23 protein-coding genes and 1 tRNA gene are annotated in these 25,251 nt (G+C 72.1%); 6 read left to right on the top strand and 18 right to left on the bottom strand.

Annotated features, from left to right (window positions below; all coding sequences use genetic code 11):
• The first annotated feature begins 122 nt into the window (after nt 1-122).
• Both GFH48_RS24595 and GFH48_RS24590 read left to right on the top strand, forming a co-directional pair.
• The gene (locus GFH48_RS24595; RefSeq protein WP_153290323.1) at nt 123-806 is read left to right on the top strand and encodes an ArsR/SmtB family transcription factor; all 684 of its coding nucleotides are present in this window, start codon (nt 123-125) and stop codon (nt 804-806) included.
• Nucleotides 807-883: 77 nt separating this feature from the next.
• Entirely contained in the window at nt 884-1,072 is a 189-nt protein-coding gene (locus GFH48_RS24590) for a hypothetical protein (RefSeq protein ID WP_381929646.1), read from the top strand.
• Between the two features lie 44 nt (nt 1,073-1,116).
• On the opposite strand, the gene GFH48_RS24585 is transcribed toward GFH48_RS24590, so the two are convergent.
• The 5 genes from GFH48_RS24585 to GFH48_RS24565 all read right to left on the bottom strand — a co-directional run bounded on the left by GFH48_RS24585 (nt 1,117) and on the right by GFH48_RS24565 (nt 6,822).
• The gene (locus GFH48_RS24585) at nt 1,117-1,905 is read right to left on the bottom strand and encodes a S16 family serine protease (RefSeq protein ID WP_153290322.1); all 789 of its coding nucleotides are present in this window, start codon (nt 1,903-1,905) and stop codon (nt 1,117-1,119) included.
• Nucleotides 1,906-1,973: 68 nt separating this feature from the next.
• Entirely contained in the window at nt 1,974-2,615 is a 642-nt protein-coding gene (locus GFH48_RS24580) for an IclR family transcriptional regulator (protein WP_153290321.1), read from the bottom strand.
• 580 nt (nt 2,616-3,195) lie between these two features.
• Nucleotides 3,196-4,995 (bottom strand): DEAD/DEAH box helicase, encoded by a 1,800-nt coding sequence (locus GFH48_RS24575; RefSeq protein WP_153290320.1) that lies wholly within the window; start codon nt 4,993-4,995, stop codon nt 3,196-3,198.
• A 116-nt stretch (nt 4,996-5,111) separates the two neighbouring features.
• Nucleotides 5,112-5,345: a type II toxin-antitoxin system death-on-curing family toxin gene (locus tag GFH48_RS24570; RefSeq protein ID WP_153290319.1), complete on the bottom strand. Its 234-nt coding sequence runs from the start codon at nt 5,343-5,345 to the stop codon at nt 5,112-5,114.
• A 40-nt stretch (nt 5,346-5,385) separates the two neighbouring features.
• Entirely contained in the window at nt 5,386-6,822 is a 1,437-nt protein-coding gene (locus tag GFH48_RS24565; RefSeq protein WP_153290318.1) for an MFS transporter, read from the bottom strand.
• A 227-nt stretch (nt 6,823-7,049) separates the two neighbouring features.
• On the opposite strand from GFH48_RS24565, the gene GFH48_RS24560 reads away from it, so the two are divergent.
• From GFH48_RS24560 to GFH48_RS24550, 3 genes are all read left to right on the top strand, one after another.
• A tRNA-Cys gene (locus GFH48_RS24560) sits at nt 7,050-7,124 on the top strand.
• Nucleotides 7,125-7,450: 326 nt separating this feature from the next.
• Nucleotides 7,451-7,597: a hypothetical protein gene (locus GFH48_RS24555; RefSeq protein WP_153290317.1), complete on the top strand. Its 147-nt coding sequence runs from the start codon at nt 7,451-7,453 to the stop codon at nt 7,595-7,597.
• A 320-nt stretch (nt 7,598-7,917) separates the two neighbouring features.
• Nucleotides 7,918-8,280: a DUF6479 family protein gene (locus GFH48_RS24550; RefSeq protein ID WP_194280663.1), complete on the top strand. Its 363-nt coding sequence runs from the start codon at nt 7,918-7,920 to the stop codon at nt 8,278-8,280.
• Between the two features lie 131 nt (nt 8,281-8,411).
• Here GFH48_RS24550 and GFH48_RS24545 read toward each other — a convergent pair whose 3' ends face one another.
• From GFH48_RS24545 to GFH48_RS24495, 11 genes are all read right to left on the bottom strand, one after another.
• Nucleotides 8,412-9,590: an SUKH-4 family immunity protein gene (locus GFH48_RS24545; protein ID WP_153290316.1), complete on the bottom strand. Its 1,179-nt coding sequence runs from the start codon at nt 9,588-9,590 to the stop codon at nt 8,412-8,414.
• Between the two features lie 352 nt (nt 9,591-9,942).
• Entirely contained in the window at nt 9,943-10,110 is a 168-nt protein-coding gene (locus GFH48_RS24540) for a hypothetical protein (protein ID WP_153290315.1), read from the bottom strand.
• Nucleotides 10,107-12,413, bottom strand: coding sequence for a xanthine dehydrogenase family protein molybdopterin-binding subunit (locus GFH48_RS24535; protein ID WP_153290314.1), 2,307 nt, complete (start codon nt 12,411-12,413; stop codon nt 10,107-10,109). Before GFH48_RS24535 ends, GFH48_RS24540 begins: the two co-directional genes overlap by 4 nt.
• Nucleotides 12,410-13,969, bottom strand: coding sequence for a (2Fe-2S)-binding protein (locus GFH48_RS24530; RefSeq protein WP_153290313.1), 1,560 nt, complete (start codon nt 13,967-13,969; stop codon nt 12,410-12,412). The genes GFH48_RS24535 and GFH48_RS24530 overlap by 4 nt, the downstream gene beginning before the upstream one ends.
• Entirely contained in the window at nt 13,966-14,859 is an 894-nt protein-coding gene (locus tag GFH48_RS24525) for an FAD binding domain-containing protein (protein ID WP_153290312.1), read from the bottom strand. Before GFH48_RS24525 ends, GFH48_RS24530 begins: the two co-directional genes overlap by 4 nt.
• 281 nt (nt 14,860-15,140) lie before the next feature.
• A complete protein-coding gene (locus GFH48_RS24520; RefSeq protein WP_153290311.1) occupies nt 15,141-16,805 on the bottom strand; it encodes a beta-N-acetylhexosaminidase in 1,665 nt (554 codons plus the stop codon).
• 7 nt (nt 16,806-16,812) lie between these two features.
• Complete coding sequence (locus GFH48_RS24515; RefSeq protein ID WP_153290310.1) at nt 16,813-17,658, bottom strand: carbohydrate ABC transporter permease; 846 nt, start codon at nt 17,656-17,658, stop codon at nt 16,813-16,815.
• On the bottom strand, nt 17,655-18,599 hold the full coding sequence (locus tag GFH48_RS24510) for a carbohydrate ABC transporter permease (protein WP_153290309.1): 945 nt from the start codon (nt 18,597-18,599) through the stop codon (nt 17,655-17,657). Before GFH48_RS24510 ends, GFH48_RS24515 begins: the two co-directional genes overlap by 4 nt.
• Before the next feature lie 4 nt (nt 18,600-18,603).
• Nucleotides 18,604-19,935 (bottom strand): extracellular solute-binding protein, encoded by a 1,332-nt coding sequence (locus GFH48_RS24505; protein ID WP_194280662.1) that lies wholly within the window; start codon nt 19,933-19,935, stop codon nt 18,604-18,606.
• A 234-nt stretch (nt 19,936-20,169) separates the two neighbouring features.
• On the bottom strand, nt 20,170-20,466 hold the full coding sequence (locus GFH48_RS24500; protein WP_010986534.1) for a DUF3039 domain-containing protein: 297 nt from the start codon (nt 20,464-20,466) through the stop codon (nt 20,170-20,172).
• A 160-nt stretch (nt 20,467-20,626) separates the two neighbouring features.
• Nucleotides 20,627-21,202 carry a YqgE/AlgH family protein gene (locus tag GFH48_RS24495; protein WP_153290308.1) on the bottom strand — a complete coding sequence of 192 codons (576 nt, stop codon included), beginning with the start codon at nt 21,200-21,202 and terminating at the stop codon, nt 20,627-20,629.
• Between the two features lie 280 nt (nt 21,203-21,482).
• Here GFH48_RS24495 and murA point away from each other — a divergent pair, with 280 nt between their 5' ends.
• Nucleotides 21,483-22,829, top strand: a complete 1,347-nt coding sequence (murA, locus tag GFH48_RS24490) for a UDP-N-acetylglucosamine 1-carboxyvinyltransferase (protein WP_153290307.1) — start codon at nt 21,483-21,485, stop codon at nt 22,827-22,829.
• Between the two features lie 147 nt (nt 22,830-22,976).
• Here murA and GFH48_RS24485 read toward each other — a convergent pair whose 3' ends face one another.
• Both GFH48_RS24485 and GFH48_RS24480 read right to left on the bottom strand, forming a co-directional pair.
• On the bottom strand, nt 22,977-23,258 hold the full coding sequence (locus GFH48_RS24485) for an HU family DNA-binding protein (protein ID WP_148008648.1): 282 nt from the start codon (nt 23,256-23,258) through the stop codon (nt 22,977-22,979).
• A gap of 452 nt (nt 23,259-23,710) precedes the next feature.
• Nucleotides 23,711-25,132 (bottom strand): NAD-dependent malic enzyme, encoded by a 1,422-nt coding sequence (locus GFH48_RS24480; protein ID WP_153290306.1) that lies wholly within the window; start codon nt 25,130-25,132, stop codon nt 23,711-23,713.
• Nucleotides 25,133-25,251 lie beyond the last annotated feature (119 nt).

Below are 25,251 nucleotides of genomic sequence, written 5' to 3'. Positions count from 1 at the left end.
GGCGAACGCCGCCCGGCCTCGGCGTCGGGCGTCGGGCGTCGGGCGTCGGGCGTCGGGCGTCCAAAGAAGTGGTTGCAAAGAAACCCTTGCAAGCACCTCTTTGCAACGCTACCTTTGTACACATGCAGGAGCACGGAGACCAACCCGATCCGACCGATCCGACCAACCCGTCGGATCCGACCGATCCGACGGGACCCCCCGTACCCGGAGAGTCCGTGTCCGACCCGGTCGCGCCCGGACTGACCACCCGCACCCTCGACGCCCGCTCGCTGCGCGGCATCGCCCACCCGCTGCGCATGCGGCTGCTGAACTCGCTGCGGCGCGGCGGCCCGGCCACCGCGTCCCAACTCGCGGCGAAACTGGGCGAGTCCAGCGGGGCGACCAGCTACCACCTGCGCCAGCTGGCCGCGCACGGCTTCGTCGAGGACGCCCCGGAGCACGGCAAGGGGCGGGAGCGCTGGTGGCGGGCGGCCGTTCAGTCGCTGATCTTCGACAGCGACCAACTGGAGGGCTCGGACCCGGAGGTGCGGGGTGCCACCGACCTCTTCCTGCACGAGGTCGCGACCACCCACAACCGCGAGCTGTCCACCTGGATCGCGAACCGGGACGACTGGCTCCCGGCCTGGTCGCGCGCCGCCGACATGAGCGACATGACCCTGCGGCTGACGCCGGAGCGCTCCGCGGAGCTGGTCGTCAGGATGCACGAACTCGTGGACAGCTACCGCACGGGGACTCCGGCCGAGGACGACCCCGAGAGCACCCAGGTCCGCATCCACACCCACGTCTTCCCTGTCCAGGAAGACTGAGCCCACCCCGTTCCCTTCCCGTCAGCCGTCGTCGGTCCGCCGTCGGCAGGCACCGAAAAGGACTGAGAGGTACTCCGATGATCAACGCCCAGACACACCTGGCCCTGCACCGCCTCCGCGCCGCCGACCTCCGTGCCGAGGCCGACGCCCATCGGCTCGCCGCCGCCTCCCGGGTACCGGGCGAACTGCGCACCCGCCTCGGCTGGACCCTGGTGGAGGTGGGCCTGCGCCTCGCCTCCGCGCCGAGGCCGGCCGTCGCCTCCTAGTCCGCGTCCGCCCCGTCCGGTCCGCGTCCCGCCCCGTCGCGGCGCTAGCAGCCGGGAACGGAGCCCTTCCCCTTCTCCAGGGACACCAGCGCGTCGACCGCCCCCTTGAGCGTGGTCACCGCCACCAGCCGCAGACCCTTCGGAAGCTCCGCCTTGGCGTCGGAGCACTCCGCCCTCGGAACCAGGAAGACGCTCGCGCCGTCCCGCCGCGCGGCCTGCGTCTTCAGCGCCACGCCGCCGACCGCGCCGACCTTGCCGTCGGCGTCGATCGTCCCCGTACCCGCGACGGTGCGACCGCCCGTGAGGTCGCCGCCGCTGCCGTCGCCGTCCAGCTTGTCGATGATGCCGAGCGTGAAGAGCAGGCCGGCGCTGGGGCCGCCGACGTCGGCCAGCTTGAGCGTGACCTTCACGTCGTTCTTCTCGTGCAGATAGGACAGCGCCGCCTCGGTGGCCGTGTCCTGCGACTGCCTCATCTCGTCGGCGTTGTGCTGCTCGATCTCCTTGACGCTGTTCCCGCTCGGGTACACCGCGTCCCGGGGCATCACCGCCCGGTCCTTGGCGAACCAGCTGCCGATCACGTCACCGAGCGAGACGCGCGCGTCCGGCCCGGTCGCCTCGATCGTCGTCATCCGCAGCTGCCCGCGGGTCCGGCGGACGGGAGACCCGCTGATCGTGATCACCGGATCGCCCTTGTTCTCGCCGAGGACGTTCGCCGTCAGACCCGGCTGCGCGAGGGAGAACGGCAGCGGCGCGAACACCGCCGTGGCGAGCAGCGCCACGACGGGAACGGCGCAGACGGCGACGGCCTTGGGACGTGTGAGGCGAGAGAGCACGGGATCAATCTAACGTCCGTGCCGTCCCGGATCTTCAGGGCGTCGTCCGCCGGGCCGCGGGACCGGCTTCAGCGCAAGGCGTCCGCGACCTCACGGGCCGCGTCCAGGACCCGCGGACCCACCCGCTCCGGCACGGAGTCCGCGAGCATGACGACGCCCACGCTGCCCTCGACACCGGTCACGCCGAGGAGCGGAGCCGCGGCGCCGCTCGCGCCCGCCTCCAGTTCCCCGTGCGTGAGCGTGTATCCGGGCTCGCCCACCGGTGCCTGACGGGCGGAGAGGATCGCTCGGCCCGCCGCACCCCGGTCCAGCGGGTGGCGGAACCCGGCGCGGTAGGCGACGTGGTAGTCGGTCCAGGTGGGCTCGACGACGGCGACGGCGAGTGCCTCGGTCCCGTCGACGAGCGTGAGGTGGGCGGTGGCCCCTATGTCCTCGGCCAGCGCGCGCAGCGCGGGCAGCGCGGCCTCCCGTACCAGCGGATGCACCTGCCGGCCCAGGCGCAGCACCCCGAGTCCGACCCGGGCCCGCCCGCCCAGGTCACGGCGTACCAGCGCGTGCTGCTCCAGGGTGGCGAGCAACCGGTACACGACGGTCCGGTTGACGCCCAGTTTGTTCGAGAGCTCGGTGACCGTCAGCCCGTGATCCGTGTCGGCGAGCAACTTGAGGACGCGCAGTCCCCGGTCGAGCGTCTGAGAGGTCTCCGCGGTCACGACGCCCACTCCTTAGTGGTGAGGTCGGCGGCCTGTCCCGGCGGACGCGGCACCGAGTCCCGTCGGCGACGCGCTTCAGAGGCCGCCGTCGGCTGACGACCCGGGCTCTTCCCGGGCGGAGTCGCTACACGGCTGCGCTCCGCGGCTGCGCTGCCACGGGGCGTGTGCGTAGCGTGACAGTAGCGAGCCGGTCCGCTCAGCGGAAGTCTCCGTCCAGAATCCGGGCACGGGCCGGTACGGACTCTCTCCCTTTGTCCCGTTACACGCGGCGCCCGCCACACGGCGCGCACCACCCCCGCACACCGCGCACACGCCCCGGGGCATGCGTCGTGGCGCGGACGGAAGCGCGCGCCGACCGAAGTCGGCGCGCGCTTGCGTGTGTTGATGTGTCCCTATGCGTCCCGTTACATCCGCCCATGCGCTAATGCGTCCGCGCTCGCGCCGATGCTTCCGCGCGTGTGCCGGTGCGTCAGCGTGTGTGCCGGCTGCGTGCGCCGACGCGAGCGACGTCCGCCCGTCAGGGACGGCGTCCCGGTGCACTCGGCGTCCCGGTGCGCGGAGCCTCCCCGTGCGCGCGGTGTCACCGCATCCGGGTGGCCCACTCCTGCACCTTGGCGATCCGCTGCCGCAGCTGTCCCGCGGTGGCCTCCGCGCTCGGCGGTCCGCCGCACACCCGCCGCAGTTCGGTGTGGATCACCCCGTGCGGCTTGCCGCTCTGGTGGACGTAGGCGCCGACCATGGTGTTGAGCTGCTTGCGCAGTTCCAGCATCTCCTTGTGCGAGACCACCGGGCGCCGCTCGGCGGGCAGTTCGAGGAGATCGGCCTCCTCGGCCGGCTTCTTGCGGCTGTGCGCGATCTGCCGGGCCTGCCGCTTCTGCAGCAGCATCTGCACCTGGTCGGGCTCCAGCAGTCCGGGGATGCCGAGGTAGTCCTGCTCCTCCGCACTCCCCGGGTGGGCCTGCATCCCGAACTCGGCGCCGTCGTAGAGCACCCGGTCGAAGACGGCCTCGGACTCCAGCGCCTCGAAGGAGAACTGCTCCTGCTCGCCGGTGTCCTCGTCCTGCTCCTTGTTCGCCTCGTCCATCTCCTTCTCGGACTCGGCGTACGGGTCCTCCTCACCCTCCTTCTTGGGCTTGTCGAGGACGTGGTCGCGCTCGACCTCCATCTCGTTCGCGAAGCCGAGGAGGTCGGGGACGGTCGGGAGGAAGACGGAGGCGGTCTCGCCGCGCCGTCGGGAACGGACGAAACGGCCGACGGCCTGGGCGAAGAAGAGCGGCGTCGAGATCGTGGTCGCGTACACGCCGACCGCGAGGCGCGGCACGTCGACGCCCTCGGACACCATACGGACGGCGACCATCCACCGGTCCTCGCTCGCGGCGAAGTCGTCGATGCGGTTCGAGGCGCCGGTGTCGTCGGACAGGACGAGGGTCGCCTTCGTACCGGTGATGTCGCGGATCAGCTTGGCGTAGGCACGGGCGGATTCCTGGTCGGAGGCGATGACCAGGGCACCCGCGTCCGGGATGCCCTTGCGCACCTCGGTCAGCCGCTGGTCGGCGGCGCGCAGCACACTGGGCATCCACTCGCCGCGCGGATCGAGCGCGGTGCGCCAGGCCTGGCTGATGGCGTCCTTGGTCATCGGCTCCCCGAGCCGCGCCGCGATCTCGTCGCCCGCCTTCGTGCGCCACCGCATGTTGCCGCTGTAGGAGAGGAAGATGACGGGCCGCACGACCCCGTCCCCGAGGGCGGACCCGTACCCGTAGGTGTAGTCGGCGGAGGACCGCCGGATCCCGTCGTTCCCCTCCTCGTAGGTGACGAAGGGGATCGGGTTGGTGTCCGACCGGAAGGGCGTTCCGGTGAGCGCGAGCCGCCGGGTGGCCGGCTCGAACGCTTCGAGACAGGCCTCGCCCCAGGACTTGGAGTCACCGGCGTGGTGGATCTCGTCGAGGATGACGAGGGTCTTGCGCTGCTCGGAGCGGTTGCGGTGCAGCATCGGCCGCACCCCGACACCGGCGTACGTCACGGCGACGCCCTGGTACTCCTTGCTGAGCGGGCCCGCGCTGTACTCGGGGTCCAGCTTGATCCCTATCCGGGCCGCCGCCTCCGCCCACTGCTTCTTCAGGTGCTCGGTCGGCGCGACCACGGTCACCTGCTGGACCACATGGTGGTGCAGCAGCCAGGACGCGAGGGTCAGCGCGAACGTCGTCTTGCCGGCGCCGGGGGTGGCGACGGCCAGGAAATCGCGCGGCTGCTCCTGGATGTACCTCTCCATCGCCCCCTGCTGCCAGGCGCGCAGCTTGCCCGCGGTGCCCCAGGGGGCGCGCCCGGGAAAGGCGGGTGAGAGGTGGTGCGAGGAGGAAGCGGTGGCGGCGGTGGTAGTCACGGTCTCCGTGGGGTGGTCGAGCGGCTCGGCTACGTATGACAACCGGGCCACCCTACCGGCGACCCTGAGGTGTCACCGCGCGGACGGCGCCGGGTCACCCGCGGATGCGACCCACCTCACAGAGCCCGCGGCCGGGCCGCGATCACCCCGGTCCCGCTCTCCTTGCCGGAGGCCACGTCGATGACCAGGTCGTACGCCGTCGCCTGGTCGCAGCGGCCGAGGTCGATGCCGTCGACAGCGAGGAAGGTCGCGGCCGCCGGCCAGGCCGTGCGTTTGTCGCCGTCGACGAAGGGGTGGTCGGAGGCGAGCGCGTGCAGCAGGGCCGCGGCCTGTTCGTACGGGTCGGTCACGGTGGGGCCGCCCGGCCGCCCCGGTCGACCGGTTTCACCGTCACCGCTCCCGCAGCCTGGTCGTCACCCAGGCGCCGGCCAGCGCCACCGCGGCCATCGGCAGGAACACGGCGGCGAAGGCGGCGGGGTGGGAGCCGGCCGCCGAGGTGGCCGTGTCCGTGACCGTGCCGCCGCCCAGGGAGGCGAAGGCCGCACCGCCCGCCGCGAGCAGGACTATGTTCGAGAGGGCGTCGGAGATCTGCAGCGAGGCGGAGTTCGCGCCGGCCTCCTCGGGCGCCGAGAGATGGAGCAGCAGCACGCTGGTCGAGGCGATCACCAGCCCCATCCCGAAACAGCCGAACGCCCAGGCGACCGCGACCGTCCACACCGGCACGGCGGGCACCAGCACCGCGGGCACGGCGGCGATCGCGGCGGCGACGAGCACCATCCCGAAGAACATCAGCCGGTCCCGGTACGGCTCCACCCGGGGCCTCGACTGGACGTACGAACCCAGAGCCCAGGTCCCGCCGCCCGCCGCGAGCGAGAACCCGGCGAGCGTCGGCGACAGCCCGCGCTGGGTGACCAGCATGAGCGGTACGAAGGACTCCGCGGCGACGAAGGCGCCGGCCGCGACCCCGCGCAGCAGCACCACGGAGGGCAGGCCCCGCGCGGCCCGGTAGGTACCGGCCGGCAGCAGCCGGAGGACCGCGGGGACGAGCAGCGCGGCCCCCGCGGCGGCCGGGACGAGCGACAGCCACCTCAGGTCCTGGGCGGCGTACTGGAGGAGCCCCGCGCCGAGGGCGATCCCGAGGGCCGAGCGGATGCGCCGCCCGCCGGGGAGCACGGACGCGGCGTCCGTCGTCCGTCCGTGCGTGCGCCGCCGGATCTGCGGCAGGGCGAGGGCCAGCGGGAGGACGACCAGACCGGGTATGCCGACGAAGACCCAGCGCCAGCCGAGGTGTTCGGTGACCGCGCCCGCCGCGAGCGGTCCGACGACGGAGGGCACCACCCAGGCCGCCGCGAAGCCCGCCATGATCGACGGCCGCAGCCGCTCCGGGTAGGCCTGTCCCACGACGACGTACAGCGCGACGATCACCAGGCCGCCGCCGAGCCCCTGCACCGCCCGCCCGAGCACGAACAGCCACATGCCGCCGGCCGTACCGGACAGGACGAGCCCCGCCGCGAAGGCCCCGATCCCCGCGGTCAGCGAGCCCAGCGGGCCGTCCCGGTCCGACCACTGGCCGGCGAGCACCATCCCGAACAGGCTCGTCGTGAAGTACCCCGAGAACGCGAACGCGTACAGGGCGACCCCGTCGAGTTCCCTGGCCGCCACCGGCATGGCCGTACCGACCGCCGTCGCCTCGAACGCGATCAGCAGGACGACGGAGACGATCCCGACGGTGAGCGACCGGTGGGACCGGCCCAGCACGCCTTCCGTGTCCGGGGCCCCGGCCTGCGGCCGGGCGGTTGCGGCATCCCGTGGTTCGAGTGCGGTCATGGCCGTCAGCGTAAGGGGCACAACCCGTACTGACTCCTGTCCGAAGACGGTGATCAGCTGGTTCTTTGGTCGTACGACCACCCACGCGCCCCACCCGCGAGGCGTTTCGTGAACGGCGTGTGGCAGTCCCGTTGCGGCGGGCCCGGACCGCTTGAGCCCCGCCCGCGCCCCCGCCTACGGTCGTCCCATCAGGTTCGGAACGAGTGAGCCGTGCCGCACCTGAGAACGGCCGTGTGCCCGAGTGGTTCAGGGACTCGCCTGCAAAGCGAGTTACGCGGGTTCAATTCCCGCCACGGCCTCCAGAGCCTGACCAGGCAAAAGACAAGGGCGGCACCCTCCAGAGGTGCCGCCCTTTCGTCGCCCGTCTCGGTTCGCGTCTCGGTTCCCCCCGTTCCCGTCTCGGTTCCCGTGCCAGTCCGGCCGAAAGAGACGAGACCGCCGATAAACCCTCGGGCCCCCGCGCGGAGCGGCACCGGTGAGGCCGGTAGCGCCCGTTCCACGGCCGGGAGGAAGTCGTCAGGAGCGGGTGGCCATGATCTCGCCACGTGCCAGTCGGGGCCAACGGAAGAGGTGCGAGGCCGCCGCCCGCCCTTCGTAACGCACCCTGGTCAATTCACCGTTCTCGCGCATGCCGCCACGTACCGCAGCTGGTCCTGGCCGCATTGCCCTGCCCGACGGGCTCACCCCGGGTGAGTGCGAGCAGGGCGGCGGAACAGTCAATTGGGCGAACAACACCTGCAAGGGCGGCACGTTCGACGGACAGATGGTCGACTGAACCCCACCAGGCGCCCAGCCACGCACTGCGGGGCGCTCCCGCGGGAGCGCAGCCGGGAGGATCGCAGGGTTCCGACCCGTCGGGCACGCCGGGTCCGGGTCGGCCCGGAAGCACATGGCGGGCGGAAACTCCTCGCGCCGGCTCGCGGCTCGCGGCTCGCGGCTCGTCATGATGAGCGAAGGGACAGGTCACGCCGTGTCCGGGACGAGTCACACCGTGTCGGCTGCGGCCGCGTCGCGACGGAGAACCGTCGCATCGGGTCGGAGTGGCGTGGACTCGGGGGTCCGGTTCGGGACGGCATTTGCGGGTATTTGAGTGATATGAGTACCGCATCCATACAGCTGGCAGCGCCCAGCGGCCTGCTCAGTCTCGGGCTGTTCCTGGTCGCCGTGGCCCTCGTGACACTGTTGGCCGGCAGCCTCTGGCTGGGCTGCCGCATACGAGCCCGTGAGCAACTGCCACGCCCCGAGGAGCAGCCGCAGCTGCCACCGGGCGGCGCGGTCCACGAGGTCCGTGAGTTCCGCGAGCCCGCCGAGATCCCCAAGGTCGACAAGACCGGCCACGCCCTCACCCCGTACGAGCTGGCGCACTCGGCGACCCGGCCGAGCGCGTCGCAGGAGCGGCCACGCTGGGTCGAGGGCGGAAGCGGTTCTTTCGGCAGTGGCGGCCTGGGCCCCCACTGAGACGCACGGAGACGCCCTCACCGGGACAGCCGGCCCACCGACACCGGGGCCCGCGCGGATCCGCCGCGCGCGGCGTCCGGTTCGTCCGCCTCGATGCGGGGCAGGCCCGGCCCGGCCCCGCCGCCGCAGGGCTACGCGTACAGCGTGCCGCCCGTCTGGTCCTCGAATATCTCCGGCCAGTAGCGGCGGCCGTCGTCGCCGTCCAGTGTCGGCGTCGGGTCGCAGGCGATCGGGTCGACCGCGGCGAGGGTCTGGGCCATGGTGGCGGCGAGCTGCTCGTAGGAGTCGGTGAGGTCGTACGCCGCGTCGATCGACTTCTCCCGGTGCAGCAGCCAGAGGGTGAAGGCGAGCGTGGAGATGTCGGCGTTGAGCGGGCGCAGCGTGGCGTCCGGCTCGCTCCAGGCGAGGATCGTGCCCGACGTGCCGTCCACGACGAGGCTGGTGTCCTCCAGGAGGTAGCCGAGGCGTATGAGGCGGTCCGCCGTCGCGGGCAGTTCGTCGGCGCTGAATTCCTCGGGGCGCTCGTCCGCGTAGTACTCGGTGAGGGCCGGCAGCGGCACCTCCGTGTCCAGCTGGAAGAGCAGGCCGTCCTCCGGCAGACCCGTCTCGCGCAGGAAGCGGCGGGTCGGCTCGTGCACGAGCGCGGGCGGGAAGTCGACGTCCTCGAAGCGCATGATCGCGCCCGGACCGAACTCCTCGTCCAGCAGGCGCTGCGGCAGGCCCAGCAGGAGCCCCTCGCCGGGGCCCGCGATCCGCGCGAGGGGGCGGATCAGCGCGGCCATCCGCCAGTACGCCGCCACCTCGCCGCCCGCGCCCGCATCGAAGACGTCGGTCAGCGACTCGGATGCCTCCGTGACCGCCTTCGGGCCGAAGCGGCCCCCGTGGGACGCGAACCGCCCCCGGGACGCGGTCAGTTCCTCCGTCGCCGCCGCGAAACGCAGCAGCGCCTCCAGCGACGGGGCGAGCGGGGCGAGGTCCATCAGGACGGGGTGGGAGGACAGGTGCGTCGTGGCGACCTTTCCGGTCGCCCCGTCCAGCACGATCGAATCCAGGTCCCGGTCGAAGGTCCGCAGCGCCCCGATGACCAGCTGGTCCCGGAGCTCCTCGGCGAGCTTGTCGGCGTCCGTGGCCAGCTCGGCCACCCTGCGCAGACCGTGTTCCCGCAGGCCGCCGAAGTCCAGCAGTGTCCCGTCGGACGGCAGTCCCGGACCCGTCAGCCGGTGCCGGGTGTCCGCGTGCGTGATGTACGGATCCAGCTCGCCCTCGGTCAGCGTGATCGCGCCGACGACATCGGTGTCAGTCGTGCTCATGGCTCCCCCGCGCATGTGAACGCTTGTGTGCTTCCCCCGGGGAACACCCCGCCGCCCAGCGGCTGTTCCCCACTGACCGAGAACCATACGCCGCCCCACTGACAACGCCGGAAACTTGCAGGCACACGACGGGCACGGCCGGGAAACACGCCGGTTCAAGCCACCCGCGGCAGGACCCGGCACCCGGCGCGGGCGGCCCGCCGCCACCCGTCGGGTGCGGGAAATCGACCCCCGGAACGCCGCCCCGCCGCGAGGGCACGCGCCGGCCGAACGCTGTGGCCCCCGGAACATCAGGGCACACGCCGGCCCGAGCGCTCTGGCCCCGGAACGTCAGGGCTCGCGCCCGCCGCTCTCAGGTGAAGTACACGCCGCCCAGGACGACCGCGAGGGCCGCCACGAAGAACAGCACCACCCAGATCATCAGCTTGCCGGCACTGGGCGGGGGTTCGTAGCGCGGCAGGTCCCCGTCGCCGTCCCCCGGCTGCCGGGGTCCCTCGCCCAGCGGCCCTGACGTGGTCATGCGTTCGTCACCACCGCGGCCTGCGGGCGGATCGGGAGGCGGTTGACCGGGCGCCCGGTCGCCGCCCGTACGGCGGACGCGACGGCGGCCGGGGACGTCACGACCGGCACCGCGCTGACCGCCTTGGCGCCGAAGGGCGCGACGACGTCCCGCTCCTCGACGAGCTTGACGATGCGGATGTCGGGCGCGTCCAGGGCGGTCGGGAGGGCGTAGCCGGTCAGGTCGGGGTGCCGGACCAGGCCGCGCGCGGTGCGCAGGTTCTCGCTGAGCGCCGCTCCGACGCCCTGGGTGACGCCCGCCTCGATCCGGGCGGTGAGCTGCGCCGGGTTGAGGATCCGGCCGACGTCCTGGGCGAGCGCGAGTTCGACGACCCGTACCGAGCCCAGCTCGATGTCCACGTCCACGACCGCGCGGATCGCGCAGAAGGCGAGACCCACGAAGGCGTCGCCCTGTCCCGCGGCGTCCAGCGGCTCGGTCGGGTGCGGGCGGCACTGCGCGGTGGCCCACAGCTCCTTGCCGTCCATCGCCTCGGTGACGGTCGTGGAGAGCACACCGTCGTACGACGTGATCTTGCCGTCGGTGATCTGGAGCAGCTCGGTGGACATGCCGAACTTGTGCGCCAGGGGCTGCAGCAGCTGCGTACGGACCATCTTCGCCGCGCGTTCGACCGCTCCGCCCGACACCCAGGTGTGGCGGCCCCGGCAGCTCGGTCCGGCGGGCGGCTGGTCGGTGTCGACCGCTGCCACGTGCACCTCGTCGATACCGAGCGTCTCCTGGACGATCTGCCGGGCCAGCGTGGTGAAGCCCTGGCCGGTCTCGACGGCCGCGCAGAGCACCGTGGCGACACCGTCGTGGACCTTGACCGTGGCGGTGGAGACCTCGTCCGCGCCCTCCGCGCCGAGCATGTGGACCATGCCGAGGCCGTAGCCGACTCCGCGGCGCACGGCACCGGGCTCGCCCGCGCCCTCGGGGCCGCCAGGGAGCAGCCACTCGTCCTCGGGCGTGTCCTTGGGGAGCGCGGGGAGCGGGAAGTCCCGTACGGCCTGGAGGAGTTCCGCGACCGGGGCGGGGCAGGTCACCGTCTGACCGGTCGGCAGCACGTCGCCGGTGGCCATGGCGTTGCGCAGGCGCAGCTCCGCCGGGTCGACGCCGAGCTTCTTCGCCAGCTTGTCCATCTGCGCCTCGTAGGCGGCGCAGACCTGCATGGCGCCCTCGCCGCGCACATGGCCGGAGGGCGGGTTGTTGGTGCGTACGGCCCAGCCCTCGATGAAGGCGTTCGGGACGACGTAGGGGCCGCAGGCGAAGGAGACCGCCGCGGCCAGGGACTCCGAGGACGTGTCGGCGTAGGCGCCGGCGTCGAGCAGGATCTGCGCCTCGACCTTCACCAGCTTGCCGTCGCCGTCCGCGTGGTGGCGGTAACGCAGCAGGGTGGGGTGGCGGTGGGCGTGGCCGAGGAAGGACTCCTCGCGCGTAGCGGTGAGTTTCACCGGGCAGCCGGTCTTCAGTGCCAGCAGTCCGAGCGGGAGCTGGAAGCCCTGGTCCTCGCGGTCCGCGGTGGCGCCGGGCACGCCGGTGACGACGACCTTCACGCGCTCGGGCTCCAGGCCGTAGCAGGCGGCGGCCGTGTCGCGGTCGGTGTGCGGGTCGGTGGAAGCGATGTAGAGCTCCACCCCGCCGTCGGGGCGGGGTACGGCGAGGCCGGCCTCCGCGCCGATCGGGGCCGGGTCCTGGCGGCCGATGCGGTACAGGCCCTCGACGACGACCTCGCCGGCCGCGTCGGGGTCGCCGTGGCGCAGCGGGATGTGCCGGATCAGGTTGCCGTCGGGGTGCAGCGGTTCGGCTTCGAAGGCCTGCTCCGGGTCGGTGACCGGGTCGAGGACCTCGTACTCGACGATGACGGCGGCCGCGGCCATCCGGGCGGTGTCGGGGTGGTCGGCGGCGACGGCGGCGATGGGCTCGCCGTGGTGGCGCACGACCTCGGAGGCGAAGACGGGGCGGTCGGCTCTGCCCCGGCCGTGCAGGGCGGCGCCGGGCACGTCCTCGTGGGTGATGACCGCGCGTACGCCGGGCATCTCGCGCGCGTGGCTGGTGTCGATCGACAGGATGCGCGCGTGCGGGTGGGGCGACCTGAGGACGGCCGCCCAGAGCAGGCCCTCGGCCCACAGGTCGGCCGCGTACGGGAAGGTGCCCTCCGTCTTGGCGCGGGCCTCCGCGGCGGGCAGTGACACGCCGAGCCCGTGGGGCAGCGGCTCCGGTCCCGTCTCGGTCGCCGCGGCAGCCGCGGTCACGGTCTCGTTGCTCACGACTGGCCTCCGTCCTGGCCGTACGGCTGCTCGTACGGCGCCTGGGCGTCGTACGGGGGGTGGTCCTCGTACGCCGACGGGTTGACTCCCCCGGCGCCGGGGCCCGCCTGGTGCGGGATGCGTGGTTCGTCCGCGTCCGGCACGGACTCGGCGGCGGCCGCGCTGTGCGCCTCGCGTTCGGCGACGACCTCGCGCACGGCGTTCAGGACCCCCCGGTAGCCGGAGCAGCGGCACAGGTTGCCGCAGAGCGCCTGGCGGGCCTCCAGTTCGGTGGGGGCGGGGTTGCCCTCCAGCAGGTCGTGCACGGTCATGGCCATGCCCGGTACGCAGAAACCGCACTGCACGGCGCCGCACTTGGCCAGCGCGCGCTGCACGTCCGAGGGCCGGCCGTCGGCGGCCAGGCCCTCCACGGTGCGCACCTCGCTGCCCGCGGCGGTGACGCCGGGCACCAGGCAGGACGCCACGAGCCGCCCGTCCACCTGCACGTTGCAGGCGCCGCACTCGCCCTGCGAGCAGCCGTCCTTGGCGCCCGCGAGGCCGAGCCGCTCGCGCAGCACGTAGAGCAGCGACTCGCCGATCCAGGCGTCGGTCACCGGGCGGTCGGCGCCGTTGACGCGCAGGACGTACGAGGCGAGGGGGTGTTCGTCGTGCGCGGGCGGCGGGCCGGAGGGCTCGTCCGGGGTGTCGGGGGTGGCGGCTTCGGCGTCGGTGGCCGTGGCGTCGCCCTCGCCTGAGGCGGGGCCGGACGACCGGGAGGTGTCCGGTTCGCGCGCTTCAGCGGATTCGCGGGAGACCGGGAAGTCGCTCGCGGCCGACAGGGGTCCGGCGGCCGGTCCGGGGGCCTCGTGGGCGCGCTCAGGGGCCTGCTGGGCGACCTCGGCGCGGGGGTCGGCGTGGACGGGCCGCGACGGCGCCACGGGGGCCTCAGCGGCCCCAGGGGCGGCCGACGGCGGTGCGGCGGACCAGGGTTCCCCGATGGCCTCCGTCGTCGCCCAGGGCGCGGACGCGCCGCCGGGGAGCGTGGCGGGCGGGGTGCCGCCCCACTGTTCGACCAGCGCCGAAGTGGTGAACTCGCCCGATTCGTCCGGAAGATCACCACCGGCGACCGGGATCGACCACTGTCCGGTGACGTCGTGTCCGGGCGCGCCGTCCGCGTGGTGGCCGCCGGGCGCGCCCTCCCGGGCCGCCTCCCCGAATTCCCACTGTCCGGTGGCGCCGGGGTGGTACGAGAACCCGTCGTGCGCGGTCGGGTGCCGCCCGTTGTCGTGCTGCGCGGTGTGCTGCTCGGGCCACTGGGCCGCCTCGGCCGGCGCGCCCCACGCGCCCGCGCCGCCCTGGTCCTGCGCGGGGGGTGCCACGGCGATCTCCGGTGGCACGTAGCCGTGTCCGGGCGCCGCGAGCGGGCTGTTGCGGTCCCGTTCCGCGAGGAGGGCCTCGATGCCCCCCTCGGGGAGCTTGACGAAGGCGGTGGCACCGTCGTCGTAGTCGCCCTGCGGGAGAGGGTCCCAGCGGCCCCTGCCCTGCGGAGCGCCCTCTTCGTGCTGGTCGTCGGTCACGACAGTGCCCTCCCCAGTGCTCGTCGGGCCAGCGCGGCGACGGTGCGGCGCAGATGCAGTACGGCGGGCGGAAGCGGTTGCACGGAGCCGTCCTCGGCCGGGACCGGGTCGGGGATGCAGGCGGCCGCGACGTACTCGCCGAACGCGGTGAGCGCCTCCGGGACGATCGCGCGGTTGTTGTCCCAGTCGATCAGCTGGGCGACCCATGCCTCCGCGTCCAGGGGGCGCAGCGGCATCGGCGCTATGGCACCGACGGCGCACCGCACGCCGCGCCGGGCCGGGTCGAGGACGAGCGCCACGGACGCGATCGCCCGTCCGGGGCCGGTGCGTCCGGTCGCCTTCAGGAAGACCTGCGGCGCGTGCAGCAGCGGAACGCGCACGTAGCCGATGAGTTCGCCGCCACGCAGCATCTCCATGCCCGCGAGCAGGTGCGACACCGGGATCTCCCGGCGGGACCCGCCCTGGCCCGCGATGACCAGGGTGGCCTCCAGGGCGGCCAGCACGGGCAGCGCGTCGCCGGTCGGGGCGGCCGAGGCGATGTTGCCGCCGAGGGTGCCCGCGTTGCGGATCTGCGGCGGTCCCGCGGCGCGCGCGGCGGCGGCCAGCGCGGGGATCAGGGCGGCGAAGTCGGGACGCCCCATGCGGGCGTGGGTGAGGCCGGCGCCGAGCAGCGCGTGGCCGTCCTGGTACTGCCAGCCGCGGATCTCGCTGATCCGGCCGAGGCCGACGAGCGCGGCGGGCCGCAACTGGCCGGAGTTGACCGCGGCCATGAGGTCGGTGCCGCCGGCCACCGGAACGGCGGCGGGCATGGCGGCCAGCGCCGCCACTGCCTCGTCCAGCGAGACGGGCAGCGTCACGGCCTGCGCCGCCTGCGGTGCGTGCGTGGTCAAACCGGCTGCCCCTTCCCGCTGCCCCACCTGGTCCCACCTGTGTTGCGCGTACGGTACGTGCTGACAGGGCGGACGTGGCAACTCTGGCACATCTTCCCCGGACCCCGACGCGGGGGTCCGCTAGGAGGCATTCGCCCCCCTCACCAGGGAGATGGTCCGTTTTCGTACGGCATCGCCGGTCAGTGCGAATTGCCACTCTTCGGTGACCCTTGGGGTCCTTTTTCCTCGTCGGGCCCCGGTGGCGGCCCCGGCGGCCCGGGACACGCCGCCGGGGTGCCGCCTCACACGTTTGGGGGCGCCCCCTCGATCGGGCGTCCGAGCACCCCGGGGCGCTTCTGCCACGGAAGCGGTCCGCCGGGCGGCCGGCAGGCCACTCCCAGAGCCTCAAGTCGCCCGTAGTGGACGGCCATCCGCCGTTCGAAGCCGGCGAAGTCACGCTCGGCGGGGGCCACGAGCGCGCTCCAGGCGACCTCGGCGAAGGCCGCGAGGCGGGGGAAGACCTGGTAGTCCACGCGCGCGGGGTCCTCCATCACCTCGGTCCACACGTTGGCCTGAGTACCCAGCACATGCCGTGCCTCGGCCTCGGTGAGCTCGGAGGGAACGGGCTCGAAGCGGTAGACGTCCTCCAGGGTGCGGACGTAGGCGATGGGCACCGGCTCGTCCTCGCCGGCGTCCTGGCGGTAGTCCAGGTACACGTACTGCTCGGGGCACATGACGACGTCGTGGCCCGCGCGGGCGGCCGTGACGCCGCCCTGGTACCCGCGCCACGAGGACACCGCCGCGCCGTCCGCGAGGCCGCCCTCCAGGATCTCGTCCCAGCCGATCAGCCGACGGCCGCGCGCGGAGAGCCAGTTGTCGAAATGCCGGACGAACCAGGACTGCAACTCGTCCTCGTCCGCGAGGCCCAGTTCCCCGATACGCGCCTGCGCGGCCGGCGACCGCTTCCACTGGTCCTTGGCGCACTCGTCGCCGCCGATGTGGAAGAAGTGCGAGAACGGCCCGGCGTCCGCCGGGAACAGGCCGAGGAGTTCCTCGAACACCCCCTCGTAGAAGCGCAGGGTGTGGTCGGTGGGGGCGAGTACGTTTTCGGAGACGCCCCAGGAGTCCCAGACGGTCAGGGAGGCGGTGTCGACGACGTCGGAGTTGCCCAGTTCCGGATACGCGGCGATGGCGGCCTGCGAGTGCCCGGGGATGTCTATCTCCGGCACGACACTGATATGCCGCTCGGCCGCGTACGCGACGATCTCGCGGATGTCGTCCTGGGTGTAGAAGCCCCCGTGCGGCTTCTCCTCCCACAGCGGCGAGGCGCGGTGGCCGAATTTCGTGCGCGCCCGCCAGGACCCGACCTCGGTCAGCCTCGGGAAGCGTTTGATCTGAACACGCCACCCTTGGTCGTCGGTGAGGTGGAAGTGGAAGACGTTGAGTTTGTGCGCGGCCAGCAGGTCGAGGTAACGCAGCACGCCTTCCTTCGGCATGAAGTGCCGGGACACGTCGAGCATGAGACCGCGCCAGGGAAATCGGGGGGAGTCCTCGACGGAGCCGGCGGGCACGGTCCATCGCCTGCCGGGCGCGAGGGGCGCGCGCCGGAAGGCGTCGGCGCCGAGCAGTTGACGCAGCGTCTGCGCTCCCCAGAAGACACCGGCCGGGCCCCCGCCGTGGAGGGCGACGGCGTCCGCGCCGACGTCCAGCCGGTAGCTCTCGGGGCCGGGGTGGCCCGCGCCCGGCGGGTCGATACGCAGGCGGATCGTGCCGCCGGCGCCCCCGCTGCCGGGCGGCAGCGCGAACCCCGTCACGGCGCCGAGCGTGGTCCGCAGCAGCCGCGCGGTCGCCTCCGTGCCGGGCCCGGCGTCGATCACGGTCGCCTCGCCGATGACGAAGCCGTCCGCACCGGGTACGCGCCGTACGGCACCCGGCGCCGGAATCAGTGCGGAATCCGTCGTGTCCATCAGTCCATCAGTCCTTCACCGCTCCGCCGAGGCCGGAGACAAGTCGTCGCTGTACGAGTACGAAGAAGATCAGCACGGGAATCGTCATCACCGTGGACGCCGCCATCACGCCGCCCCAGTCCGGTTCGTCGGGCTTGTAGAAGACGAGCAGGGCCATGGGCAGGGTGGACTGCGAGGTGTCGCTGATGATGAAGGACTTGGCGAACAGGAAGTCGTTCCAGGCCGAGATGAAGGAAAAGACGCTCGTGGCCACCAGTCCCGGGAAGACGAGCGGGAAAAGGATCTGCCAGAGGAATCGCGCGCGGCTCGCCCCGTCGATGTACGCGGCCTCCTCCAGGGCGTCCGGTACGGCCTTCACGAAACCCCGCAGCATCCAGATCGCGAAGGGAAGCGAGAAGGCGATGTGGGGCAGGATCAGCGAGCCCAGTGTGTTCAGCTGACCGAAGTCCCGCATGAGGAAGAAGAGGGGGATCGTCAGTGCCTCCACGGGCACCATCTGCGCGACCAGGAACATGACCAGCAGGGTGGTCCGGAAACGGAAGCGGAATCGTGTCACGGCCGTCGCCGCGAGAAACGCGATCAGCGCCGAGACGACGACCACCGAGCCCGCCACCACGAGGCTGTTGAGGAAGTAGCGGCCGAATTCCCGCTGCCCGAAGACCCGTCGGAAGGAATCCAGGGAGGGCGAAAGCGTCCAGGGCCGGGGCTCGGTGGACTCGATCTCACCGGCCGGTTCGAAGGCGCTGAGCACCATCCAGTAGAGGGGGAAGGCGACGACCACCGCGATCAGCAGCGCGGACGCCTCCGCGGCGAGCCGCCACGGCCGGCGCACGGCGATGCGCGGAAAGCTCACAGTTCCTCCCCCTGCCCGCGCAGCAGCCTCAGATACACGAGCGTGACCGCCAGCAGGATCACCAGCATGACCACTCCGATCGCCGAGCCGAGGCCGTACTGCGAGGAGGCGAACGCCTTCTGGTACGCGTAGACGTTCAGCACGAGGTTCTGTCCGGCGATGCCGCCTCCGTTCGTCATCACGTAGATCTGCGTGAAGACCTTGAAGTCCCAGATGACCGACTGGATGGTGACGACCACCAGGATCGGCCGGAGCATCGGCGCGAGCACCGAGCGCCAGATCCGCCACTGCGAGGCACCGTCCAGCGCGGCCGCCTCCAGCACCTCGGCCGGTACGGCGCGGATGCCCGCGTACACCGTCACCATCACGAACGGGAAGGAGCACCACACCACTTCGAGCAGGACGAGCGCGAAGGCGCTGTAGCGGCCGTACGTCCAGGAGTGGTCCCCGAGGCCCAGCACCCGGTCGACGGGACCGAAGTCGGGGTCGAACAGGAGCAGCCAGACGGTGGACCCGGTGACGGCCGGGGTCGCCCAGGCACCGAGCGCGGCCAGCATCAGCGCCAGCCGCGGCAGGGCCCGCACCCGGGTCAGGAGCACCGCGAGCGCGCAGCCGACGGCCAGCGTGGAGAGCACGCAGGCCGCGGCGAACACCACGGTGGCGGCCAGCACCTGCCAGAACTGGTCGTCGGCGAAGAGCGCCGTGTAGTTGCCGAAGCCCGCGAAGGTGGTCGGCTCGCCGCCGCTGACCTGCGCCTGGGTGTAGTTCAGGAGCGAGATCAGGCCGAGCTGGTAGACGGGGTAGACGAGCAGCGCGCCGAGCACGACGAGGGCGGGGGCGAGGTGGAGCCAGGGGGTCGGGCCCGCACCGCGGCGCCGGGGCCGGGCGGGCGCCCGTCCGGTCACCGGGGCCCGCTCCGCCACGGCCTCTTGCGTGGTCATCCGCTCAGCCCGCGGAGCTGAACGCGTCGTTCATCTTCTTCGCCGCGTCCTTCGAGGCCGCCTGCACGTCCTTCTTGCCGCTGATGACCTCCTGGAACATGGTCGGCAGGACGAGCGAGGCGTCGATCTGCGACCAGGCCGGCGACGCGGGCACGAACCTGGCACCCGCGGCGAGCGTCTTCACGAAGGGCGCGACGAACGGCTGCTTCCTGGCCACGTCGTCGCGTACGTCGGTGTACGTGGGCAGGAACCCCATGGCATCGAAGAGCGCGGCCTGCGTCCTCTTGCCCGCCAGCTCCTCCATCAGGCCGACCGCGAGGGTGCGGTGCGAGGTGCTCTTCAGGACGCCCAGGTTGTTGCCACCCGCGAACGCCGGGGCGATCCGGCCGGCCTTCAGCCCCGGCAGCGGTACGACGGCGTACTTGCCCTTGACCTTCCCTGCCTCGATCGCGGCGTGGCTGAAGTCGCCGCCGATGGCCATGCCCGCCTTGCCCGAGGCGAACGCGGTGACCGTGTCGTTGCCGGTCATGCCCGCGCACTTGGCGGCCGGACAGTTGTCGTCCCCGAAGAGCGAGGTGTACGTCTTGATGCCCTTCTGGGCGGCGGCGCCGTCGATGGCCGCCGCGTAGGAACCGCCCTTGCCCTCGGCGAGTTCACCGCCCCGGGACCAGACGAACGGCATCGCGCCGTAGGTGTAGGCACCGCCGACCGCGAGTCCGTACAGGTCCGGCTTCGCCGCCCGGATCTGCCGGGCCGCGGCGACCAACTCGTCCTGGGTCCGCGGAACTCGGATGCCGAGATCCCTGAAGATGTCGGTGCGGTAGTAAAGGGCGCGGACGCCGACGAAGAAGGGGGCGCCGTAGATCTTCCCGTCCACCGTCACCGACTGCCTGGCCGTCGGGTCGGTGTCCTTGGAATCGCTCCAGTCCGCGAACTCCCCGGTGACGTCGGCGAGTCCACCGTCCTTGACGTATCCGGCGGTGTCCGTGTTGCCGTACTCGATGACGTCCGGGGCGCTCTTCGGGTCGTTGAAGGCGGCCTTCACGCGCTGGGCGCGGGTCTCCACGGGGATGTACTCGATGGTGACCCTGGCGCCCTTGTGGGCCTTCTCGAAGGTGTCGACGGCGGCGTCGACGACCTTCTCCTTCGGCGCGTTGCCGACCTCCTGGAAGAGCCAGACGCGCAGCGTGCCGGTCTTCTCGTCCTTCCCGGAGGCGGAGTTGCCGGAGCTCTGGGGGGCACAGGCGGTGGCGGTGAGGGCGCCGACCGCGAGTGCCGTAGCGGCGGCGGCCGTTCGGACGGAGAGGTTCAACGAGAGATTCAGCGGGAGCTTCATCGAGCGTCCTCCGGTGGGGGTGCGTTGCAACATGCGCAATGGGGGTTTTGCTCTGCACAACACACCGGAGGCTATGGAGTACATGAACATGCCCACAAGAGGTCTCCACCACTCTGTGACCACAGGACGCACTCCACGCAACGCGCGCACGACAGGACCGCGGCACCCCGCACCGGGATGCCGCGGTCCTGCTCGCTCCACGCGGGCGAGCCGCGCCACGAGGGCGCGGGGACGCTACTTCTTGTCGCCGCCCTTGTCCTTGTCGCCACCGGCGCCCATGGACTCGTAGATCTCCTTGCACATGGGACACACGGGGTACTTCTTCGGGTCGCGGCCCGGGACCCACACCTTGCCGCAGAGGGCCACGACGGGCGTGCCGTCGAGGGCGCTCGCCATGATCTTGTCCTTCTGGACGTAGTGGGCGAAGCGCTCGTGGTCCCCGTCGCCGTGCGACACCTGCGGCGTCGGCTCCACGAGGGTCCCCGTCCCAGTGCCGCGCTGGGGCTGGGTCTCAGGCTCAAGAGTGCTCATGGGAGCAAGGGTAATCAACGACGCGCCACTACAGCGACGGGCCCGCGTCACAGATGGACAGCCGTGCGGGGAGCGACCGCGCGTTCGGGGCCCCCGACCCGTCGGGAACCCCCGCCCGGGACCGGACGAGGGGCCGGAAGGGGGGCAGGGAGCCCGGCCGTCAGTTGAGGGAGGGGTCGTCCGGGTACGTCGCCACCATCGCCAGCTCGTTGCGCTGGCGGCGCAGCACCTCGCGCCACAGGCGTTCCGGGGAGGGGGACGAGACGTCTCCGGGTTCGGACTCGACCACGTACCAGGCGCCCTCGACCAGTTCGTCCTCCAGCTGGCCGGGGCCCCAGCCCGCGTACCCGGCGAAGATCCGCAGGGAGCCGAGGGCCGAGGCGAGCAGTTCGGGCGGGGCCTCCAGGTCGACCAGGCCGATCGCGCCGTGCACACGCCGCCAGCCGAGCGGTGCGCGCTCCTCGGACGACAGGCCGCCCGGGATCACCGCGACGCCCAGCGCCGAGTCCAGCGACACCGGGCCGCCCTGGAAGACGACACCGGGCTCGCCGGCCAGGTCCGCCCAGGCCTCCAGGATGTCGCTGACGCCCACCGGGGTCGGACGGTTGAGGACGACACCGAGCGAGCCCTCCTCGTCGTGGTCGAGGAGCAGCACCACCGCGCGATCGAAGTTCGGGTCCGCCAGGGCGGGCGTGGCCACGAGCAGCCGCCCTGTGAGCGAGGACACCTCGGTCATGCCAGACATGATCCCGCATCTTCCCCGCACAGGGGGACCCAATACCCGTAACCGAGTGAATGCAGCTCAGGGCGCAGAGAAGCGCCCCCCGCGCACAGGGGCTCCGGTGACCCGGTGTGCCCGATACGAAACGGTTCGTGTTGTGGCAAAGCCATGACGATCCTGGGTGGTACTCGGGCTTACGGAAGGGGGGTGGGCGGCGATTACCCTTGCTGTTCGGCTCCCGCCCAACAGGCCTGCCGATGCGCACCCCTGCCCAACTCTTCGGATCGCGAGACACATGACCGTCAACGGCTCTGACGATGTACTGATTGTCCACGGCGGAACCCCGCTCGAGGGCGAGATCCGTGTCCGCGGTGCGAAGAACCTCGTGCCGAAGGCCATGGTCGCCGCCCTGCTGGGCAGCGCGCCGAGCCGACTGCGGAACGTCCCCGACATCCGCGACGTGCGTGTCGTGCGCGGACTGCTCCAGCTGCACGGCGTGACGGTGCGCCCGGGCGAGGAGCCGGGCGAACTGGTGCTCGACCCCTCGCACGTCGAGAGCGCGAACGTCGCGGACATCGACGCGCACGCGGGATCGTCCCGGATCCCGATCCTCTTCTGCGGCCCGCTGCTGCACCGCCTGGGCCACGCCTTCATTCCCGGCCTCGGCGGCTGCGACATCGGTGGCCGCCCCATCGACTTCCACTTCGAGGTGCTGCGGCAGTTCGGCGCGAAGATCGAGAAGCGCGAGGACGGCCAGTACCTGGAGGCCCCGCAGCGCCTGCGCGGCACCAAGATCAAGCTGCCGTACCCGTCGGTGGGCGCCACCGAACAGGTGCTGCTGACCGCCGTCCTGGCGGAGGGCGTCACGGAGCTCGCGAACGCGGCCGTGGAGCCGGAGATCGAGGACCTCATCTGCGTACTGCAGAAGATGGGCGCGATCATCGCCATGGACACCGACCGGACGATCCGCATCACCGGTGTGGACTCGCTCGGCGGCTACACCCACGCGGCCCTGCCGGACCGTCTGGAGGCCGCCTCCTGGGCGTCCGCGGCGCTGGCGACGGAAGGCAACATCTACGTCCGGGGCGCCCAGCAGCGCTCGATGATGACGTTCCTCAACACCTACCGCAAGGTGGGCGGCGCGTTCGAGATCGACGACGAGGGCATCCGCTTCTGGCACCCCGGCAGCCAGCTCAAGTCGATCGCGCTGGAGACCGACGTCCACCCGGGCTTCCAGACCGACTGGCAGCAGCCGCTGGTCGTCGCCCTGACGCAGGCCACCGGCCTGTCGATCATCCACGAGACGGTCTACGAGTCCCGCCTCGGCTTCACCTCCGCGCTCAACCAGATGGGCGCGCACATCCAGCTCTACCGCGAGTGCCTGGGCGGCTCGAACTGCCGCTTCGGGCAGCGCAACTTCCTGCACTCCGCGGTCGTTTCGGGCCCGACCAAGCTCCAGGGCGCCGACCTGGTCATCCCCGACCTGCGCGGCGGCTTCTCGTACCTGATCGCCGCTCTGGCGGCCCAGGGCACCTCCCGGGTCCACGGCATCGACCTCATCAACCGCGGCTACGAGAACTTCATGGACAAGCTCGTGGAACTCGGCGCCAAGGTGGAGCTGCCGGGCAGGGCGCTCGACTAGACACCGGCGCGCACGTCCGGCCGGAGAAGGCCGGACGCGCGCGGCCCGCCGGATCGCGGGTACGACGATGGGGCGGCCCCCGGTGAAGGGGGCCGCCCCATTGGCGTTACCGGACCTCGTGCGCCGTCCCGTGGCACACGCAGGAACCTACTTGCCCTTGGCCGCTTCCTTGAGCTTGCTGCCCGCGGAGACCTTCACGCTGTAGCCGGCCGGGATCTGGATCGGGTCGCCGGTCTGCGGGTTGCGCGCGGTGCGAGCGGCACGGTGGGTGCGCTCGAAGGTCAGGAAGCCGGGGATGGTGACCTTCTCGTCGCCCTTGGAGACGATCTCGCCGACGGTCTCGGCGAACGCGGCCAGAACGGCGTCGGCGTCCTTGCGGGTCACCTCGGCGCGGTCGGCCAGCGCGGCCACCAGCTCACTGCGGTTCATGTTGTTACTCCCGTGTTCTTCTTGCCGTTGAGGCGTGCCACGCGGCGGAGCCGCATGTCGGATGCGGCGAAGCCGATGCTGCCAGGGTCCTCGGTCGGTCCCCGGACCCGGGTCCGTAGCCAGACCCTCGCGCCCGAAGACGCATCCTGCCCCCACCTGCGGCGGGAAAGCCAATCCGGCACCCCTGGGAGTCACACGAACACCCTTGGGAGTCACACGAAAAGCGCCACTGCCTCAGTGTGGTGACGCTCCGTCCGCTCCCGGCAGCGGATCGCAGGGCCTGCGAAGGCCTGAGCCTGGCCGCCACCCTAGAGGGCGCCCGCGGGCCCCGCGTTCCACGACGCGCCGGTGCCGGACCGGCCGTGGCGATCGTCACAGCCGGTGTGCGCCCGGGCGTGTCCCGCCCCGGCGGTCCACGCGTCCGGCGCGCCCCCGGACCGGCGCGCCGGGGTCTACTCGGCGGCCGACGCCCCCGCCGCCTTCGCGGCGTTGCGCACCGCTCCGGCGACCGCGCCCGCGACCTTGTCGTTGAAGACGCTGGGGATGATGTAGTTCGGGTTCAGCTCGTCCTCGGTCACCACGCCCGCGAGGGCCGCCGCGGCGGCGAGCATCATCTCCGTGTTGACCGTGCGCGACTGAGCGTCCAGCAGGCCGCGGAAGACGCCCGGGAAGACCAGCACGTTGTTGATCTGGTTGGGGAAGTCGGAACGGCCGGTGGCGACAACTGCCGCCGTCTGGCGGGCGATTGCCGGGTCGACCTCGGGGTCGGGGTTCGCGAGCGCGAACACGATGGCGTCCTCGGCCATGGCGGCCACGTCGTCGCCGTCCAGCACGTTCGGGGCCGAGACGCCGATGAAGACGTCGGCGCCGCGCACGGCCTCCTTCAACGTGCCCGCGAGGCCCTCGGGGTTGGTGTTGTCGGCGATCCAGCGCAGGGCCGAACCGTGCGCCGCGTCGACCAGGTCCGCGCGGTCGGCGTGCACCACGCCGTGGATGTCGGCGACGACCGCGTTCTTGACGCCCGCGGCGATCAGCAGCTTGAGGATGGCCGTGCCGGCCGCGCCCGCGCCGGACATGACGACGCGGATGTCACCGATCGCCTTGCCCGCCACACGCAGCGCGTTCGTCAGGGCGGCCAGGACGACGATCGCGGTGCCGTGCTGGTCGTCGTGGAAGACGGGGATGTCGAGGGCCTCGCGCAGCCGGGCCTCGATCTCGAAGCAGCGCGGCGCGGAGATGTCCTCCAGGTTGATGCCCGCGAATCCGGGGGCGATGGCCTTGACGATCTCGACGATCGCGTCGGTGTCCTGGGTGTCCAGGCACAGCGGCCAGGCGTCGATGCCGGCGAAGCGCTTGAAGAGGGCCGCCTTGCCCTCCATGACCGGCAGCGCGGCCTTCGGACCGATGTTGCCCAGGCCCAGCACGGCCGAGCCGTCCGTCACGACCGCAACGGAGTTGCGCTTGATGGTGAGTCGGCGGGCGTCCTCGGGGTTCTCGGCGATGGCCATGCACACCCGGGCCACGCCCGGCGTGTAGATCATCGAGAGGTCGTCACGGTTGCGGATCGGGTGCTTGGACTGCATCTCGATCTTGCCGCCGAGGTGCATGAGGAACGTACGGTCCGAGACCTTGCCGAGGGTGACGCCCTCGATGTGGCGCAGCTGCTCCACGATCTCGTCGGCGTGCGAGGTGGAGGTCGCCGCGATGGTGACGTCGATCCTGAGCTTCTCGTGACCGGAGGCGGTCACGTCGAGGCCGGTCACCGAGCCTCCGTGGGACTCGACGGCCGTGGTGAGCTGGGAGACCGCGGTTCCGCTCGCGGGCACCTCCAGCCGGACCGTCATCGAGTAGGAGACGCTGGGCGCCGTTGCCATGGCCGACTTCCTCTGCTTTAACCGTGTACTGCCGTGTCGCGGGTATGCCGTCCGATCGTCGCACCTACCGCGGAGTACGTGGTAGCCGCCCCGGGTTGCGAACGTTTTGTTCGCGAGGG

The sequence above is a fragment of the Streptomyces fagopyri genome (assembly GCF_009498275.1).
GTDB classification, from domain to species: domain Bacteria; phylum Actinomycetota; class Actinomycetes; order Streptomycetales; family Streptomycetaceae; genus Streptomyces; species Streptomyces fagopyri.
This window is presented reverse-complemented; position numbering and strand designations above follow the sequence as displayed.